The 14,543-nt window shown below is 71.9% G+C and carries 12 protein-coding genes and 1 pseudogene; 5 read left to right on the top strand and 8 right to left on the bottom strand.

The window, feature by feature from the left end; all coding sequences use genetic code 11:
* Positions 1–176: 176 nt before the first annotated feature.
* From ACZ4O3_RS21730 to ACZ4O3_RS21700, 7 genes are all read right to left on the bottom strand, one after another.
* The gene (locus ACZ4O3_RS21730; RefSeq protein WP_467723686.1) at positions 177–1,922 is read right to left on the bottom strand and encodes a sensor histidine kinase; all 1,746 of its coding nucleotides are present in this window, start codon (positions 1,920–1,922) and stop codon (positions 177–179) included.
* Between the two features lie 466 nt (positions 1,923–2,388).
* Positions 2,389–3,006: a hypothetical protein gene (locus tag ACZ4O3_RS21725; protein WP_467723684.1), complete on the bottom strand. Its 618-nt coding sequence runs from the start codon at positions 3,004–3,006 to the stop codon at positions 2,389–2,391.
* 162 nt (positions 3,007–3,168) lie between these two features.
* The gene (locus tag ACZ4O3_RS21720) at positions 3,169–4,023 is read right to left on the bottom strand and encodes a universal stress protein (RefSeq protein WP_362719933.1); all 855 of its coding nucleotides are present in this window, start codon (positions 4,021–4,023) and stop codon (positions 3,169–3,171) included.
* A gap of 300 nt (positions 4,024–4,323) precedes the next feature.
* On the bottom strand, positions 4,324–4,452 hold the full coding sequence (locus ACZ4O3_RS21715; protein WP_467723682.1) for a hypothetical protein: 129 nt from the start codon (positions 4,450–4,452) through the stop codon (positions 4,324–4,326).
* A 26-nt stretch (positions 4,453–4,478) separates the two neighbouring features.
* Entirely contained in the window at positions 4,479–4,790 is a 312-nt protein-coding gene (locus ACZ4O3_RS21710) for a hypothetical protein (protein WP_467723681.1), read from the bottom strand.
* A 114-nt stretch (positions 4,791–4,904) separates the two neighbouring features.
* On the bottom strand, positions 4,905–5,327 hold the full coding sequence (locus tag ACZ4O3_RS21705; RefSeq protein ID WP_362724238.1) for an Hsp20/alpha crystallin family protein: 423 nt from the start codon (positions 5,325–5,327) through the stop codon (positions 4,905–4,907).
* 130 nt (positions 5,328–5,457) lie between these two features.
* Complete coding sequence (locus tag ACZ4O3_RS21700; RefSeq protein WP_467723680.1) at positions 5,458–6,372, bottom strand: universal stress protein; 915 nt, start codon at positions 6,370–6,372, stop codon at positions 5,458–5,460.
* A 538-nt stretch (positions 6,373–6,910) separates the two neighbouring features.
* On the opposite strand from ACZ4O3_RS21700, the gene ACZ4O3_RS21695 reads away from it, so the two are divergent.
* The 5 genes and pseudogenes from ACZ4O3_RS21695 to ACZ4O3_RS21675 all read left to right on the top strand — a co-directional run bounded on the left by ACZ4O3_RS21695 (position 6,911) and on the right by ACZ4O3_RS21675 (position 12,733).
* Positions 6,911–7,630, top strand: coding sequence for a CBS domain-containing protein (locus ACZ4O3_RS21695; protein WP_467723679.1), 720 nt, complete (start codon positions 6,911–6,913; stop codon positions 7,628–7,630).
* Positions 7,631–7,734: 104 nt separating this feature from the next.
* Positions 7,735–10,431 carry a bifunctional acetaldehyde-CoA/alcohol dehydrogenase gene (adhE, locus tag ACZ4O3_RS21690; protein WP_467723677.1) on the top strand — a complete coding sequence of 899 codons (2,697 nt, stop codon included), beginning with the start codon at positions 7,735–7,737 and terminating at the stop codon, positions 10,429–10,431.
* A gap of 263 nt (positions 10,432–10,694) precedes the next feature.
* Positions 10,695–11,081, top strand: a pseudogene (locus ACZ4O3_RS21685) (globin domain-containing protein); the annotation flags it as partial.
* Positions 11,082–11,349: 268 nt separating this feature from the next.
* Positions 11,350–11,772, top strand: a complete 423-nt coding sequence (locus ACZ4O3_RS21680; protein ID WP_467723675.1) for a hypothetical protein — start codon at positions 11,350–11,352, stop codon at positions 11,770–11,772.
* 382 nt (positions 11,773–12,154) lie between these two features.
* A complete protein-coding gene (locus ACZ4O3_RS21675) occupies positions 12,155–12,733 on the top strand; it encodes an Rv1733c family protein (protein ID WP_467723673.1) in 579 nt (192 codons plus the stop codon).
* An 802-nt stretch (positions 12,734–13,535) separates the two neighbouring features.
* On the opposite strand, the gene gap is transcribed toward ACZ4O3_RS21675, so the two are convergent.
* A partial coding sequence (gap, locus tag ACZ4O3_RS21670; protein WP_467723671.1) for a type I glyceraldehyde-3-phosphate dehydrogenase occupies positions 13,536–14,543 on the bottom strand: 1,008 nt, incomplete at its 5' end.

Genomic DNA, 14,543 nt, shown 5'->3' with positions numbered 1-14,543 from the left:
GCGCCGGGCGGCCCGGAGAGGCCCAACGGCCCCGGCGATGGCCGCTCGGACCCGCCCTGGCCGGGAGTCAACTCTCCCGGGGGTCCCCACGTTCCAGGGTGGTCCAGCGAATCGAGCACGGCGACGGGCCACGCGGCCACAACGACCAGCCGTTCGACCGCCCGTCACCGTCGGCGTCACAATGGGGGGTTCGGCTGCCGCTCCCCCACGGGCACCTGCCACACCAGGGAAGTGCCGCCGCCCTCAGGGCGGTTCGTCTCCAGCGAACCGCCCAGCTGCTCGGCCCGCTCGGCCATGTTGCGCAGCCCGCTGCGGCGGCCCTCGGCCGGGATGCCCACGCCGTCGTCCGTCACCGTCAGCCGTACCTCACGGCCGTTCGCCTCCAGGGCCACATCGGCCCGTTGGGCCCGCGCGTGCCGGGCGATGTTGGTCAGGGCCTCGGACAGCACGGCGATCACGTGATCGGCGATCTCCCGCGGCACCTCCGTGTCGACCAGGCCCTCCATGCGCACACTGGGCGGGAAGCCGAGAACCTCGGCGGCCTCACCGATCGCCCGTACGACACGGGCTCTCAGCCCAGTCCCGGCACCGCCGTCCCGTGCCCGCAGCCCGAAGATGGTCGACCTGATGATCTTGATCGTCTCGTCCAGGTCCTCCACCGCCCGCACGACGCGCTCGGCGGCCTCCTCGTGCTCGATGAATCGGCCGGCGCTCTGCAGCGTCATACCGGTGGCGAACAGCCGCTGGATGGCCAGGTCGTGCAGGTCCCGGGCGATGCGGTCGCGGTCCTGGAGCACCGCGATCTCCTCGGCGTCCCTGCGCCGGTCCGCCAGCTCCATCGCCACGGCGGCCTGAGCGGCGAAGACCTGCAGGGTCTCGGTCTCCGTGCCCGTGAACGGCTGCCGCCCGGTTTCCCGCGCCAGCAGGACCACCCCTCGCGGACCCGCCTCGCCCGTGCCGATGGGCACCGCCACGGCAGGGCCCAGTCCCCCGAAGCGCGGAGGCGCCAAGGAGATGCGCTCATCGTGACCGACATCCTCACTGGTGACCGGAGTCGCAGCGGAGAAGGCCAGGCCCATCAGGGTCCGGTCCAAGGACAGCACCAGCCCCTCGTGTGCCTCGGCGTCGAGGCCGACAGCGATCTCCACGGCCAGCGACCCGGCGCCCTCCACGGGCAGGGCGACCACGGCCAGGGCCGACCCCGTGATCGCACCGGCCTGCTCCGCGATCAGGGCGAGGACCTCGGTGCGGTCGCCACCGGACATCAGCCTGTGGGTGATCTCGGCGTTCGCCCGCAGCCAGCGCTCCCGCAGCCGCGATTCCTCGTACAGGCGTGCGTTGTCGATCGCGACGCCGGCCGCCACGGCCAGGGTCGACAGAACCGACTCGTCCTCCTCGTCGAACTGCAGCCCGCCGCGCTTCTCGGTCAGGTAGAGGTTGCCGAATACCTGGTCGCGTACCCGGATGGGCACCCCGAGGAAGGTGTTCATCGGCGGATGGTGGGCGGGGAAGCCGTGCGAAGCGGGGTGCTGGGAGATCTTCGTCAGCCGCAGCGGCTCGGGGTGGCGGATGAGCTCCCCGAGGATGCCGTGGCCTTCGGGGAACGGGCCGATCGCAGCGATCCGGTCCTCGCTGACCCCGATCGTGTGAAAGGCGGACAGCCGCTTGCCGTCCAAGCCGATCACGCCCAGGGCCGCGTACTCGGCGTCGACCAGCACGGCCGCCGCCTCCACGATGCTGTACAGCGCCTGCTCCAGGTCGAGCTCCCGGCCGACCGACAGCACGGCCTCCAGCAGGCTGTGCACCCGGTCCCGCGTGCTACGGGCCGCGTCCAGCCGCGCCTGCAACTCCTCCAGCAGCTCGTCCAACCTGAGCTGGGGCAGCCGCACTCGAGCCCCTCCGGGCTCCTCGGAGCGTGCCACCGCTGACCCTCCCGATCGTGCGCAGGCCGGGCCGACAGTCGGCTGTCCGGTCACAGGACACCGTAACGTTCCGGGCCCGGTGAGAAAACAGAATCCGCCTCGCCGCGTCTTCCTCACGGGTCGCCGGAGCCGTCCGACGACCGTCTCCGCCCTCACGTCGAAGCCCAGGAACTTCTCCGGCCGGGGCCGCAGCAAAACCTCCGGAGCTTCCTGCTCGTCCAGGCTTCCAGGGTGCGTCGTACGCGGGTCACCTCCAGGCGGGCACCACCTCGTGGGTCAAGGGGTGCCGAGCCGGCCCACGGGTCCTTCCGTGGTGCCGAAGAGCCCGTGTGGCGGCACGTGACAACGCAGGAAAGGGCGCCGCCGCTGGAGGGTGTTCCCTCAACGGTGGCACCCCTGGTGCGATGCGCTCCGGGCTGTCGGAGCAACCACCGGTTCCAGAGCGGCTCACGGTTGCGGCCGACGGTCACAGCAGCCAGCGGTTGCGGCTGACGACGGGCAGCCGTGCCCAGACCTTGCCCAGGCCCCAGGTGGCACCGGCGCCCGCCGCCGCGAGGGCGATCAGCACGACGGCGTAGACGAGGTGGTAGTCGGCGAACGGGTTGGTGGACATGCTCAGCGACCCGTCCGACAGGTGCTTGGCCGGCGGCCACTCCGCCGTCCACATCAGGGCCATCATCGCCGTGCCCGCCACCGCGGTGAGCCGCAGCGCGACACCCGAGACGAGTGCCAGGCCGATGCCCAGCAGGCCGAGCATGAACAGCCAGTCCGCCCAGCCTGCCCCGGCCCAGTCGTGGAACGTGGACGCCAGCGGCCCGGCTGCGACCGAGCTCAGGAAGCCCCTGGTGGGCGAACCGTCGTCGATCCAGCCCTTGCCGGCCGGCGTGGCGTAGCCGAAGCCGAAGGTCTTGTCGAGGAACGCCCACAGGAAGACGAACCCGGTCAGCAGGCGCAGCCCGGCGAGCACGTGCGCACCGGTCACGGTCGCCGTCGCGGTGTCCGCGGCCTGCGGAACCGCTTCCGCCCGGTGCCGGGACGGGAGACGGAATCCCAGGTGACGTTGCGGGTGGTTGTGCACTGCCATGATCTTCATCCCCTCCGAGGAGTGTCACGCGAGGGCTGCCGCAGCCCTCGTCGCGTTTCCAATGTCCCTCCCGCGCGCCGCCCGCAGGAGGGGCTGCAAGGACCCGTCGACGGTCCGAACGTCTCCTGTCGCAGGGCCACTTGGCGGCCGCGGAGGTCCGTGTCAACGGCCCGTGGGCACCAGCACGACCGGGCAGTGCGAGCGGTGCAGCAGGGTGTGCGCGACGGGGCCGAGGTGCGGCCCGGGATGTCCCGTCCGACGGTGGGCGCCGATGACCACGACAGCCGCCTCGCGGGTCGCCTCCAGCAGGGCGTGGGAAGGTCCGGTACGCACGGTACGGGCGTCGACGCCCACGCGGGGGTACCGCTCCTGCAGACGGGAGAGGCTGAAACGAGGCACGGCCGCCTCCGCCCGGTCCCGCTGGGCCAGGCGCTGCCGGCCGGCGCTCGACGCGGAGGCCTGCCAGGGCAGTTCGGGCGTGACGTACCGGTGGTCGGGTGCGTGCAGGGCCCACAGCCACACCCCACGACGCTCCGCCTCCTCGAAGGCGTAGACCGCTGCCGTTGCGTCGGTGTCTCCCCGCAGGCCGAGCAGCACCGCCGGCCGCTCCCCGGAGGGAGCGGCGCCGGTGTCGCACGGATGGTCCTCCCGTACGACCATCAGCGGACCGTGCACATGCGCGGCCAACCGCAGGCTCACCGAGCCGAACAGGGCGCCGGTGACCCCGCCGAACCCCCGGGTGCCGACGACGGTGAGGGCGGCGCACCTGCTCTCTTCGGTCAGCACCTTTACGGCGCTTCCCTGTACGGCCTTGGTCACCACCCGCAGGCCCGGGTGGCGAACGGCGACGCGCGCGGCGGCCGACGCCAGGATGGGCCCGGCCTCGTCGTCGTCGGGCACCGCGTAGACGACGCGCAGTTCGGTGTGGCGGCGCACGGCTTCGTCGGCGGCCCGGTCCAGAGCCCGTACGGCGACCACCGAACCGTCCACTCCGACGGTCACGTGATGGAGAGTCATGTCCCTTTTCCCTTCTGTGTTCCTTGCTGCCGGCTCGCAGCGGAAGGGGCCGCCGGGACCAGGGCACGGACGCCGCCGGGCGGCTCGCGGGTCCCGATACGGCTCCGAGGACGATGCTCGCGCCGGGCGCACACCGGGGGCAGGGACCGCGAGAACCCCACCGCACGCCGTACGGCCCCTTGTCGTGGGGCCGTACGGGCCATCGGCGGCTCCTGGCGCGACCACCCGCCCCCGGTCAGGGAGGAGGTCGAGCGGCTGGGGGAGGCCGAAGCACGCCGGATGAGGGCGCGGCGGGGACGGCTACCGGTTCTCGGCCCGGCCGAAGTTCGGACAGGCGATGCGTCCGAAGGCGTTCCCGAAGGCGCGGGCGGCCAGCCAGACCCGGGGCGTCAGGCTCCGGGTGTTCGGGTGCCGGGCGATGTCGATCACGCGGAGGACGGCAGGGAGCACTGCGATCAGCGGCGCTGTCGCGACCCAGGGCGTGGCCGGTGATGTGCTGAGGGAGTCGGCTCGTCGGCGTCGAACGCGACCCGGGCCTTCGGCTCGCCGGCCGCGTAGCGCAGCGGGATGTCGGCCACCGTGTGATCGCCGGTGCGCCGGACGAACGGCTCGGCCCGGCCGAAGCCCTCGAAGGCGCCGACCGGTCCGGCGACCGTGGCGAGGCCGTTCCCGCGCACCTCGTCGGTGAACGCCGCCAGGACCTCGGCGTGGAAGGTTCGCCGGTCTCCTGCCAGGTGTGGCCGGCGTCCCGGGACTGCCGCACGCACGGCTTGAGCACCTGGCCCGCCAGGTCGTCGACCTCCTGGGCCCCGTTTCGACGGTGTGCGCGGCCGGCGAGCGACCGGCCGCGCACACCTGGTGCGGCTGCGGCGTGCCCTGTCTCAGCCGCGCCGCACCGGGATGGTCCTGGTTCCCGCCTTCTCCTCCGGGACCGGGACCGTGATGGTCAGCACACCGTCCTTGTACTGCGCGGTCGCCTCGTCGCCCTTCGCGCCGGAGGGCAGACGGACCGAACGGGCGAAGGTGCCGTAGCGGAACTCGGTGCGGTGCTTCTCCGTCTTCTCCTCGCTGCGTTCGGCGCGCAGGGTCAGAACGTTCTCCTCCACCGTGATCTCGACGTCCTTGTCGGGCTCGATGCCGGGGAGTTCGGCGCGCAGGACGTAGATCCCTTCCTTCAGGTGTTCCTCGACGCGGATGCCGTGGAGTCCCGCAGGCACATGTGTCCCGGGGATCCCTCCCTCGACCCAGCCGAACAGCTCGGGCAGTGTCGGGAGACCGGGCAGCCGCTCCATCACGCCGCTCATGCTCTGCCTCCTCTCCTTCCTGGTCGCTTCCAGCGTCCCGCGGTGCCGGCACGCCATGCGTGGGCCGTCCGGGCCTCTGATGGGCCCGGACGGCCCTCGCCTCTGCCACCGTTCCGGCGTCGGCCCCCGGTCAGTCGTGCGGCACCACCGCGACCGGCGCGGAGGCGTGTTGCAGCACCGCGTGGGTCACCGGGCCGATGCGGCCGCCAACCGAGGCCTGGCGCCGCTTTCGCCCAACGACGACCAACGCCGCGTCCCGTGAGGCGTGTACGAGGTGACGGCCGGCGCCGCCGACCACGGTCTGTGCGCTGACCTCCACGCTGGGGAACTTGTCCTGCCAGGGTCGCAGGACGTCGACCAGCCCCTTGCGTATCTCCTCCGCCCGTTCGAGGTTCAGCCCCGTGTCCAGGACGGCGCCATAGCCGTAGGAGGCCGCCTGGGTCCAGCCGTGGACCACCCGCAGACCGGCCACTCGACGACGGGCGGTCTCGAACGCGAAGTCGATGACAGCGTCGTCCGGATTCTCGACGTCCAGTCCCAGGACGATGTCGCGGTAGGGAGTGGTGATCGACCCGGCGCCCGTGGCGGCCGGCAGATGCTCGTCCTCGGCGCGCTCACCGGCCCGTACGAGGACGACGGGCCGCTCGGCGCGCGCCACGACGGCGAGTGCGACCGAGCCGACGATGAATCCGGGCAGAGTGCCGAGGCCCCGTGACCCGAGGACCAGCAGTTCCCCGTCCTCGCCGGCTGTCAACAGAGCGGGGACGGCTTGTTCCTGCACCAGCCGGCTCGTGATCCGGAGCCCGGGGTGACGCCCGGCGATCCGGGTCTCGGCCTCGCGCAGCAGGTCGGCGGCCCACGTGCGCTGTATGTCGAGCACGTCCAGGGCCGGGAAACCCGCATACGGGACATACATGGGGAGCGGTGGGTCATCGGCATGTACGAGACACAGGGACACATCACGTTGTGCCGCTTCGCGAGCGGCCCAGTCTGCGGCGGCGAGGCTTTCGGGCGAGCCGTCGAGACCGACGGTGATGGCGGACATGTGCGGACCTCCTTAGGGGATGCACGCTCAGTCTCCGAGGCACGCGCACGCGACAGGAGGGGCCCGAGGTCCCTGCCAGGGGGTCCGACCGGACCTCTGGGACGCGGGAGACGTGCAGCTCCGCCGTCGGGAAACCGCACCCGGCGTGGTCGGCTGTATCGTCGGCGGCCGTTCCGTGCGGCGGGCCTCGACTGCGTCTCCCGCCCGCCGTTCGGGGTCCCGGTCGCCCGCCTGGAGGCAGGGCGGGCCGCGCTTCCCGAGGCGGGGGCGAGCGACGGCAGGTGACAAGGGCCGGGCTCCGAGACGAGGCGGCCCCTCACCGACGGCAGCGGGACCTGTCGCTCCCGGGTCCCGGAGACCCGCCCACCGAGCCGTGGGCGGGTCGGACCCTCCGCACAGGACGCTCGGCCCTGCCAGGCACGAGGCGCGGGAGGGAGCCTGGAACCAGGTGTCGGATCCGGCCGGCGACGGCCCGCCCCCACGGCAGATCCGGTGGACGACCCCGCCTGGACACCTGATGAGGAAGGAAGTGGGTGCCATGACCCGCATCGTCGGCGAGGTGATGACAGACGACGTCGTCGAGGCGCACCGGGACACGTCGTTCAAGGATCTGGTGCGTTTGCTGGACCGGCATCGGATCAGCGGGCTGCCCGTCGTGGATCACGACGACAAGGTCGTGGGCGTGGTCTCCGAGACGGATCTGATCCGGCACCAGGCAACCAGGTCCGCATCCGGCCGGACGGGAAGGCTCCGCATCCCTCGGCTGAGGCGCGCGGCCCGTCGGACCGCCGCTGACACCCGCGCCGGTGCCGGCACCGCACAGGAACTGATGACGACGCCCGCGGTGACCGTGCATCCGGAGCAGCGGATCGCGGACGCCGCGCGCGTGATGGAGCGTCACCAAGTGGAGCGGCTCCCGGTCGTCGACGAGGAGGACCGGCTGATCGGCATCGCCACCCGCCGAGATCTGCTGCGTGTCTTCCTGCGCACGGACGACGAGATCCGCCGGGAGGTGTTCGACGACGTGGTGACCCGTGCCCTGGGCCTGCCGGCCGACAGCGTGACCGTGTCGGTCCGGGACGGCATGGTCACGCTCGCCGGGGCCGTCGAGCAACGGGACGACATCCCGCTCGCGATCCGGCTGACGTACCGGGTGGACGGAGTGGTCGGCGTTGTCAACGGGCTGAACGTCCGCATCGATTCGGGACCCCTCAGCCCTCCGAAGGGACCGGCGGGACCTGGGGGCGGGCCCCGCTGAAGAGGGACGCTGCTGCTGGGAGCAGTACCGGTCCCCCGCAGTGCCGCTCCCATCCCGCGCCGCCCCCGCGGCGGTGGTCTCTCGACGACGGAGGCTCGCCCACCATGACCCGCCACGACGACCGCAGCGCGACCACCGAGCCCGCCGGGGCGCCGTCCGGCATCTCCATCTCGGTGGACCGGCTGGTGACGAACGGCCTCAAGGCACTCGCCGACTACGAGGCGCTCGACCAGGAACAGGTCGACCACATCGTGAAGAAGGCCTCGGTCGCCGCCCTCGACCAGCACACCGCGCTCGCGCGGCTCGCGGTGGACGAGACCGGACGCGGTGTCTTCGAGGACAAGGCGGCCAAGAACATGTTCGCCTGTGAACATGTCACGCACAGCATGGGGCCGATGAAGACGGTCGGTGTCATCGCCCGCGACGACATCGACGACATGATCGAGGTCGCCGAGCCCGTCGGCGTCGTGTGCGCGGTCACACCGGTCACGAACCCGACCTCCACCACGATCTTCAAGGCCCTGATGGCGCTGAAGACCCGCAACCCGGTCGTGTTCGCCTTCCACCCCTCCGCCCAGAACTGCAGCTCGCAGGCGGCCCGTGTCGTGCGCGACGCGGCGGTCGCCGCTGGCGCGCCCGAGCACTGCGTGCAGTGGATCGAGACCCCCTCCGTCGAGGCGACCCGCGCCCTGATGCGGCACCCGGGTGTCTCGCTCATCCTCGCCACCGGCGGCAACGCCATGGTCAAGGCCGCCTACTCGGCCGGCAAGCCCGCCCTGGGCGTGGGCGCCGGCAACGTCCCCGCGTACGTGCACAAGAGCGCCGGGCTGCGCCGGGCCGTCAACGACCTCGTACTGTCCAAGTCGTTCGACAACGGCATGATCTGCGCCTCCGAACAGGCCGTCATCCTGGACGGGGAGATCTACGACGCGGCCCTGGCCGAATTCCGCACTCTGCACGCCCACTTGGCGACCGCCGAGGAGAAGGCGAAGCTGGAGGCGTTCCTGTTCCCGGCCGACGAAGCCACGGGAGCCGGCTGTGAGCCCAAGGTGAACTCCGCGGCCGTCGGCCAGAGCCCGGCGTGGATCGCCGAGCAGGCCGGGTTCACCGTACCGGCCGACACCTCGCTCATCCTGGTCCAGGCCGGTCAGGTCGGTCCGCAGGAACCGCTCACCCGGGAGAAACTGTGCCCGGTCCTCGCCGTCCTGCGCGCCGACTCCGAGCGGCGGGGCTTCGACCTGGCCGCCGACATGGTCGCCTTCCACGGGCAGGGCCACAGCGCGGTCATCCACACCGGGGACAGCGCGCTGGCCGAGGCGTACGGCCGGCGCATGAAGACCGTACGGATCATCGTCAACTCACCCTCGTCGCAGGCCGCGATCGGCGGGATCTACAACAGCCTGCTCCCGTCGCTGACACTGGGATGCGGCTCCTGGGGCAGCACCTCGGTCTCCAACAACGTCTCCGCCGCCCAGCTCCTGAACGTCAAGCGCGTCTCGATGCGCCACAACAACCTCCAGTGGTTCAAGGTCCCGCCGAAGATCTACTTCGAGCCGCAGTCCATCCGCTACCTGACCTCCATGCCGGACGTCCACCGCGTCACCGTCGTCACCGACGCGACGATGACCCGCCTTGGCCTCGTCGACCGGGTCGAGCGTGTGCTGCGACGGCGTCGGGAGCCGGTCACCATCCAGGTCGTCGACAACGTCGAACCCGAACCCAGCATCGACTCGGTGCGGCGCGGAGCCCGGCTCATGGGCGACTTCCGCCCTGACACCATCATCGCGCTGGGCGGCGGCTCTCCCATGGACGCGGCCAAGGTGATGTGGCTGCTGTACGAGCAACAGGCGCAGGGCAAGGACGTCGACTTCGCCGACATGCGGCAGAAGTTCTCCGACATCCGCAAGCGCGCCTTCCGCTTCCCGACGCTGGGCAGGCTGGCCCGCCTGGTGTGCATCCCCACCACCTCGGGCACCGGTGCGGAAGTGACCCCGTTCGCCGTCATCTCGGATCCCGTCACCGGCAAGAAGTACCCGCTGGCCGACTACGCGCTCACTCCCAGCGTGGCCATCGTCGACCCGCTGCTCACGACCGGGCTGCCCCGGGCGCTGGCCGCCGACAGCGGCTTCGACGCCCTCACCCACGCCATCGAGGCGTATGTGTCCGTCTACGCCAACGACTTCACCGACGGTCCGGCCCTGCACGCGATCCGGCTGATCTTCGACAACATCGAGGCATCGGTGAACGACGGCGCGGCGCAGCCCAGGGCCCGGGAGAAGATGCACAACGCCGGCACCATCGCCGGCATGGCCTTCGGCAACGCCTTCCTCGGCATCGTCCACGCGATGTCCCACACCCTCGGCGCCACCTTCCACCTTGCGCACGGCCGCACCAACGCCGTCCTGCTGCCCCATGTCATCCGATACAACGGCACCGTCCCCACCAAGCTCACCGGGTGGCCCAAGTACGAGAACTACCGGGCTCCGGAACGCTTCCAGGACATCGCCCGCACCCTCGGCCTGCCCGCCACCACGCCCGCCGAGGGCGTCGAGTCGCTCGCCTCGGCTGTGGAGCGGCTGCGCGAGGCGGTGGGTATCGAGCCGACGTTCCGGGCCCTTGGCGTCGACGAGCGCGAATTCCTCGACGCGCTGTCCCAGCAGGCCCTCAACGCCTACGAGGACCAGTGCGCGCCCGCCAATCCGCGAATGCCCATGCTCGACGACATGCGGGAGCTCATGCGCCTCGCCTACTACGGCCGTGAACAGGTCCGTCCCGCCCCCGGACAGGAGGCCCGGCCGTAGCGCGCATCGGCACCGCTCGCGCCGGCGTCCGCTCAGGGTGCCGGTCGCGAAGGGGGCCGACGGGGCGGTACCGCAGAGCCGTCCGGCCCTGGTGGGGGGAGCCCGGCGGGGCCGGTCCTCCTCAGGTGACGGGCCCTTCGGCACCTCTTCGGACCACCGCCCTCGGACGGCGCCGGAGGGCCCACGCACGCTGCACAGAGATCGCCGCCCACATCGACGCGGCCCCCTCTCCCCTTCCAAGTCGCCTTTCCGGGAGGTCTTTCATGCTGTCCGCGGAATCCGCCGCGCTCGTCCGGGCCACCCTGCCCGCCGTGGCCGGAGCACTCGACGAGATCACCACCCGCTTCTACGCCACGATGTTCCACGACCGTCCGGAACTGCTCGACGGCATGTTCAACCGCGGCAACCAGGCCAGCGGCGCGCGGCACCAGGCCCTGGCCGGATCGATCGCCGCCTTCGCGACCGCGCTGCTCGACGACCCGGACACCCGCCCGGACGCGGTCCTGGCCCGGATCGCGCACAAGCACGCCGCGGTCGGCGTCACCGACGACCAGTACACGATCGTGCACAAGTACCTGTCCGGTGCGACAGCCGAGGTCCTCGGCGAGGCGGTCACGCCGGAGGTGGCGGCCGCGTGGGACGAGGTCTACGAGCGTCCCGGAGCGGAGGAACCCGACGCCCGCACCGGTCCGATGGGCCTGGACGGCATCCAACTCCCCGACAGACCAACGGTGTTCCGGTGCGGCCCGCTTCCCTTCATACGCGCGGTACGCGGACAGCTGCTCGCCGGCGGGGTGCCCGCGAGGCGCATCCGCTACGAGGTCTTCGGCCCCGACCCGTGCCTCCCCGGTACGGCGGCCTGAGTCACGCCGAACGTCCGAGTCCCCCAGCATTCCGATGTCCGATGGAGGAACACCCATGACCACCGACCACGCCCAGGCGCTGCCCACCGTGCAGCTGCGTTCCGACGGCCCCGTGGACGAAGCGACGCTGGCGTACGCCCGTACGAAGATCGATGCCGTCGTGAGCAGGCCGGGACTGCCCGCCGTCACGGGAGTCGTGCGCATCGTGCGGGCGGGCGCTCGCCACGCCGACCAGCCGTGGCTGGCCACGGCCGACCTGCACGTCGGCGGTCGCCAGGTGATCGCCACGGCCGAGGAGGCCACGGGTACCGAGGCCGTCGACCGGCTCCAGGACCGGCTGCGCGGCCAGATCGACAAGGCCGCCCGCTCCTGGGACGACGGCCACCGGGCCGCGTCCCCGCCGTGGCGCGGCGGAATCCGGCGGTCCCGCGGCGAAACCGACCCCGGCAGCGGGGCGGAGGGCTCCCGCACGACCTGAATCCGCGGTGCGCACAGACCCGGTCGGCGGGCTTGATGCCGGCTGCACCATGCGCGGCGGGAGGATGTTCGAGGGCGAGTTCCGCTGCACGTACGACCTGCGTTCCGGCATCCCGGGTCTCGACGCCCCAGCCGTCTCCTTGACGATCCGTCCCCGTTCGCCGGTACAGGGGCAGGCGGCTGTTGCTCCCCCTCCGGCACCACGCGGGATCTGAGCGGGAGTCCGGTGGGCCCCCTCGCCTCCTGGGCTGAACGGCCCTGTCCAAGAGCTCAGTCGGTCCCGAGCAGCCTCTCCGCGGCACCTGGTCGGCCCATGTCGTCACGGGGGCGCGGCTGTCACCTTCGGACATGTCGCCACGACGACGAGAAGGAGGTGCGGACCGATGCCCAGGACCGGGTACTCAAGGAAACTGCTGTGGCGGTGGCGGAAGAATCCGCTGCGGCGGCGCCATGACATCGTCGAGGCCTGGATCGTGCTGGCCACGTGGACGGTCGTCGCCGTGGGCGGCACCGTCACCGGACTGGTCACGGCCCATACCGCGGACGAGATGTTCGCGCGGCAGCGAACGGAACGGCGCTCCGTCCGAGCCGTGCTCCTGAACGACGTCCCGCGCGGCACCGGCACGCTCGGCGGAACCGATCGCCGGCCGGCGTCGGTTCGCTGGACGACACCCGGCGGTTCGACCCGCACAGGCCGGACGCTTGTGAGCACTGGGCTCAAAGCCGGCACCAGGGTCACGGTCTGGCAGAACGCCCAGGGCGGGCTCACCCTCGCGCCGACGGGCTCCACGGAGGCCGCAATCGAGTCCGGGTTTCTGGGTGGCGCGGCCGCTCTCGCACTCGCCGCACCGGTGTTCGTCGCCGGCGCGGCCGCCCGGTGGCGGCTCGACTGCCGCCGCTTCGACGAATGGGGCCGGGAATGGGATCTGGTGGGACCGCGATGGGGCCACCAGACCAACTGAGTTCGTCACGGCCTAAAGGCTCCGGGCCCAGGGGCGGCCTGGAGCCTTGCCAGGTGTCCGCAGCCCGGGCCTGCCCCCCGTGCCAGACATCCGCGGGCCGTTCGGCCTCTCCCGGCATGCGACGGCACGCTCCAGGCTGGGCCGCGAAGGGACCGTCCGCCGCCCCGGACAGCTGTCCGGCCATGGGCGGGACTGGTCGTCGGCGGGCAGGACCTCGCGGGCCGGCCAGGGCGTGCCCGCCGGTCCGCGTCCAGCGCCGCCTTCCCCGCCTCATTGGCCCGGTGCACGCGGCGAGTACGGCCGCCGGCCACCCGGCTCAGAGACCAACAGGCCGTCCGACCGGTGCGGCGTGGAGAACAGCGCACGGGGGCCGATCTGGCAGCCGTGGCCGGCCAAGTCGCGGGCCCTCCACGCGCCCTGGATCACCCCGCTGGAACTCTCTCACCGGCGTCCACCGCCTCCCTGACCGCCACCACCGGGGATGACGAATCCGATCTCGGACCCCGATACGCCGGGCGCTCGGTGACGGACCGCCCGGCATGCCCGCAAGCCGACGGTCAGGCGGCCTGGCCAAGACCCGCGGCGGTGAAGTCGGCGTGGAGATTCGGGTCGTCGTCTCCCCTCGCCGAGCGGCAGGTCGGCTTCCGTCCGGGACAGCCGTAGCAGCAGTCGTTCCAGTTCTTCGAGGTCGACGGAGTGCTTCCGTTCGCGCCCAGCAACAGCGGGGCAGACCCCGGGGGCGGTCGGCTCTCACGCCTGAACCGACCGCCCCCTCCCCCCTCGCGGGGCCCGGCCGCGCGGGTCAGTCGTCCGCCACCAGGGCGGTGAGGTCCAGGAGCCGGTTGGTGTAGCCCCACTCGTTGTCGTACCAGCCGAAGACCTTGGCCAGGGTGCCGTTGGCCTGGGTCAGGGCCGGGTCGAAGACGCAGGAGGAGGGGTCACCGATGACGTCACGGGAGACGATCGGGGCCTTCGACACGCGCAGGATGCCGTTGAGCGCTCCCTCGGCCGCCGCCTCGAACACGGCGTTGATCTCGTCCGCGCTCGCCTCCCGGCCGAGCACCACGGCCAGGTCGGTGAGTGAGCCGTCCTCCACCGGGACGCGGACCGCGATCCCGTCCAGGGCCCCGGCGAGTTCCGGCACCACCAGACCCACGGCACGGGCGGCGCCGGTGCTGGTGGGGATGATGCTCAGGGCGGCCGAGCGGGCCCGGCGCAGGTCCTTGTGCGGGCCGTCGAGCAGGGACTGGTCGTTGGTGTAGCCGTGGATGGTGGTCATCACGCCGCGCTCGATGCCGAAGGCATCGTCGAGGACCTTCACCATCGGGGCGACACAGTTGGTGGTGCAGGAGGCGGCGGAGACGATCCGGTGCTGATGCCGGTCGTAGGAGGCGTCGTTGACACCCATCACGATGGTGGCGTCGACGTCCTTGCCCGGCGCGGACAGCAGCACGGTGTGGGCGCCGGCCTTCAGATGCAGGGCGGCGGAGTCCCGGTCGCGGAACCGGCCGGTGGACTCGATGACGATCCCGGCGCCGTAGTCCAGCCAGTGCAGGGCCGCGGGATCGCGCTCGGCGGTGACGGTGATGCGCCGGCCGTCCACCGTGATGGAGCTGTCGTCGTGCAGGACGTCGCGTCCGATGTGCCCGAACGTCGAGTCGTACTCCAGCAGGTGGGCCAGGGTGGCGGGCGAGGTGATGTCGTTGATCGCGACCACCTCGACGTCCTGGGTGCCCGCCTCGGCACGGTCGAGTGCCGCGCGCAGGTAGGTACGGCCGATGCGGCCGAATCCGTTGATGCCGACGCGTAC

The sequence above is a fragment of the Streptomyces sp. NPDC026515 genome, from assembly GCF_055567595.1.
The sequence above is the reverse complement of the archived record's forward strand: the minus strand, read 5'-3'. Positions and strand labels throughout refer to the sequence as shown.

Excerpts from the sequence above, each read along its gene's own strand:
- ACZ4O3_RS21680 (WP_467723675.1), top strand. The coding sequence starts at position 11,350 with ATGACCACCGACCACGCCCAGGCGCTGCCCACCGTGCAGCTGCGTTCC.
- ACZ4O3_RS21705 (WP_362724238.1), bottom strand. The coding sequence starts at position 5,327 with ATGAGCGGCGTGATGGAGCGGCTGCCCGGTCTCCCGACACTGCCCGAG.
- ACZ4O3_RS21720 (WP_362719933.1), bottom strand. The coding sequence starts at position 4,023 with ATGACTCTCCATCACGTGACCGTCGGAGTGGACGGTTCGGTGGTCGCC.
- ACZ4O3_RS21725 (WP_467723684.1), bottom strand. The coding sequence starts at position 3,006 with ATGGCAGTGCACAACCACCCGCAACGTCACCTGGGATTCCGTCTCCCG.
- ACZ4O3_RS21695 (WP_467723679.1), top strand. The coding sequence starts at position 6,911 with ATGACCCGCATCGTCGGCGAGGTGATGACAGACGACGTCGTCGAGGCG.
- adhE (WP_467723677.1), top strand. The coding sequence starts at position 7,735 with ATGACCCGCCACGACGACCGCAGCGCGACCACCGAGCCCGCCGGGGCG.
- ACZ4O3_RS21675 (WP_467723673.1), top strand. The coding sequence starts at position 12,155 with ATGCCCAGGACCGGGTACTCAAGGAAACTGCTGTGGCGGTGGCGGAAG.
- ACZ4O3_RS21700 (WP_467723680.1), bottom strand. The coding sequence starts at position 6,372 with ATGTCCGCCATCACCGTCGGTCTCGACGGCTCGCCCGAAAGCCTCGCC.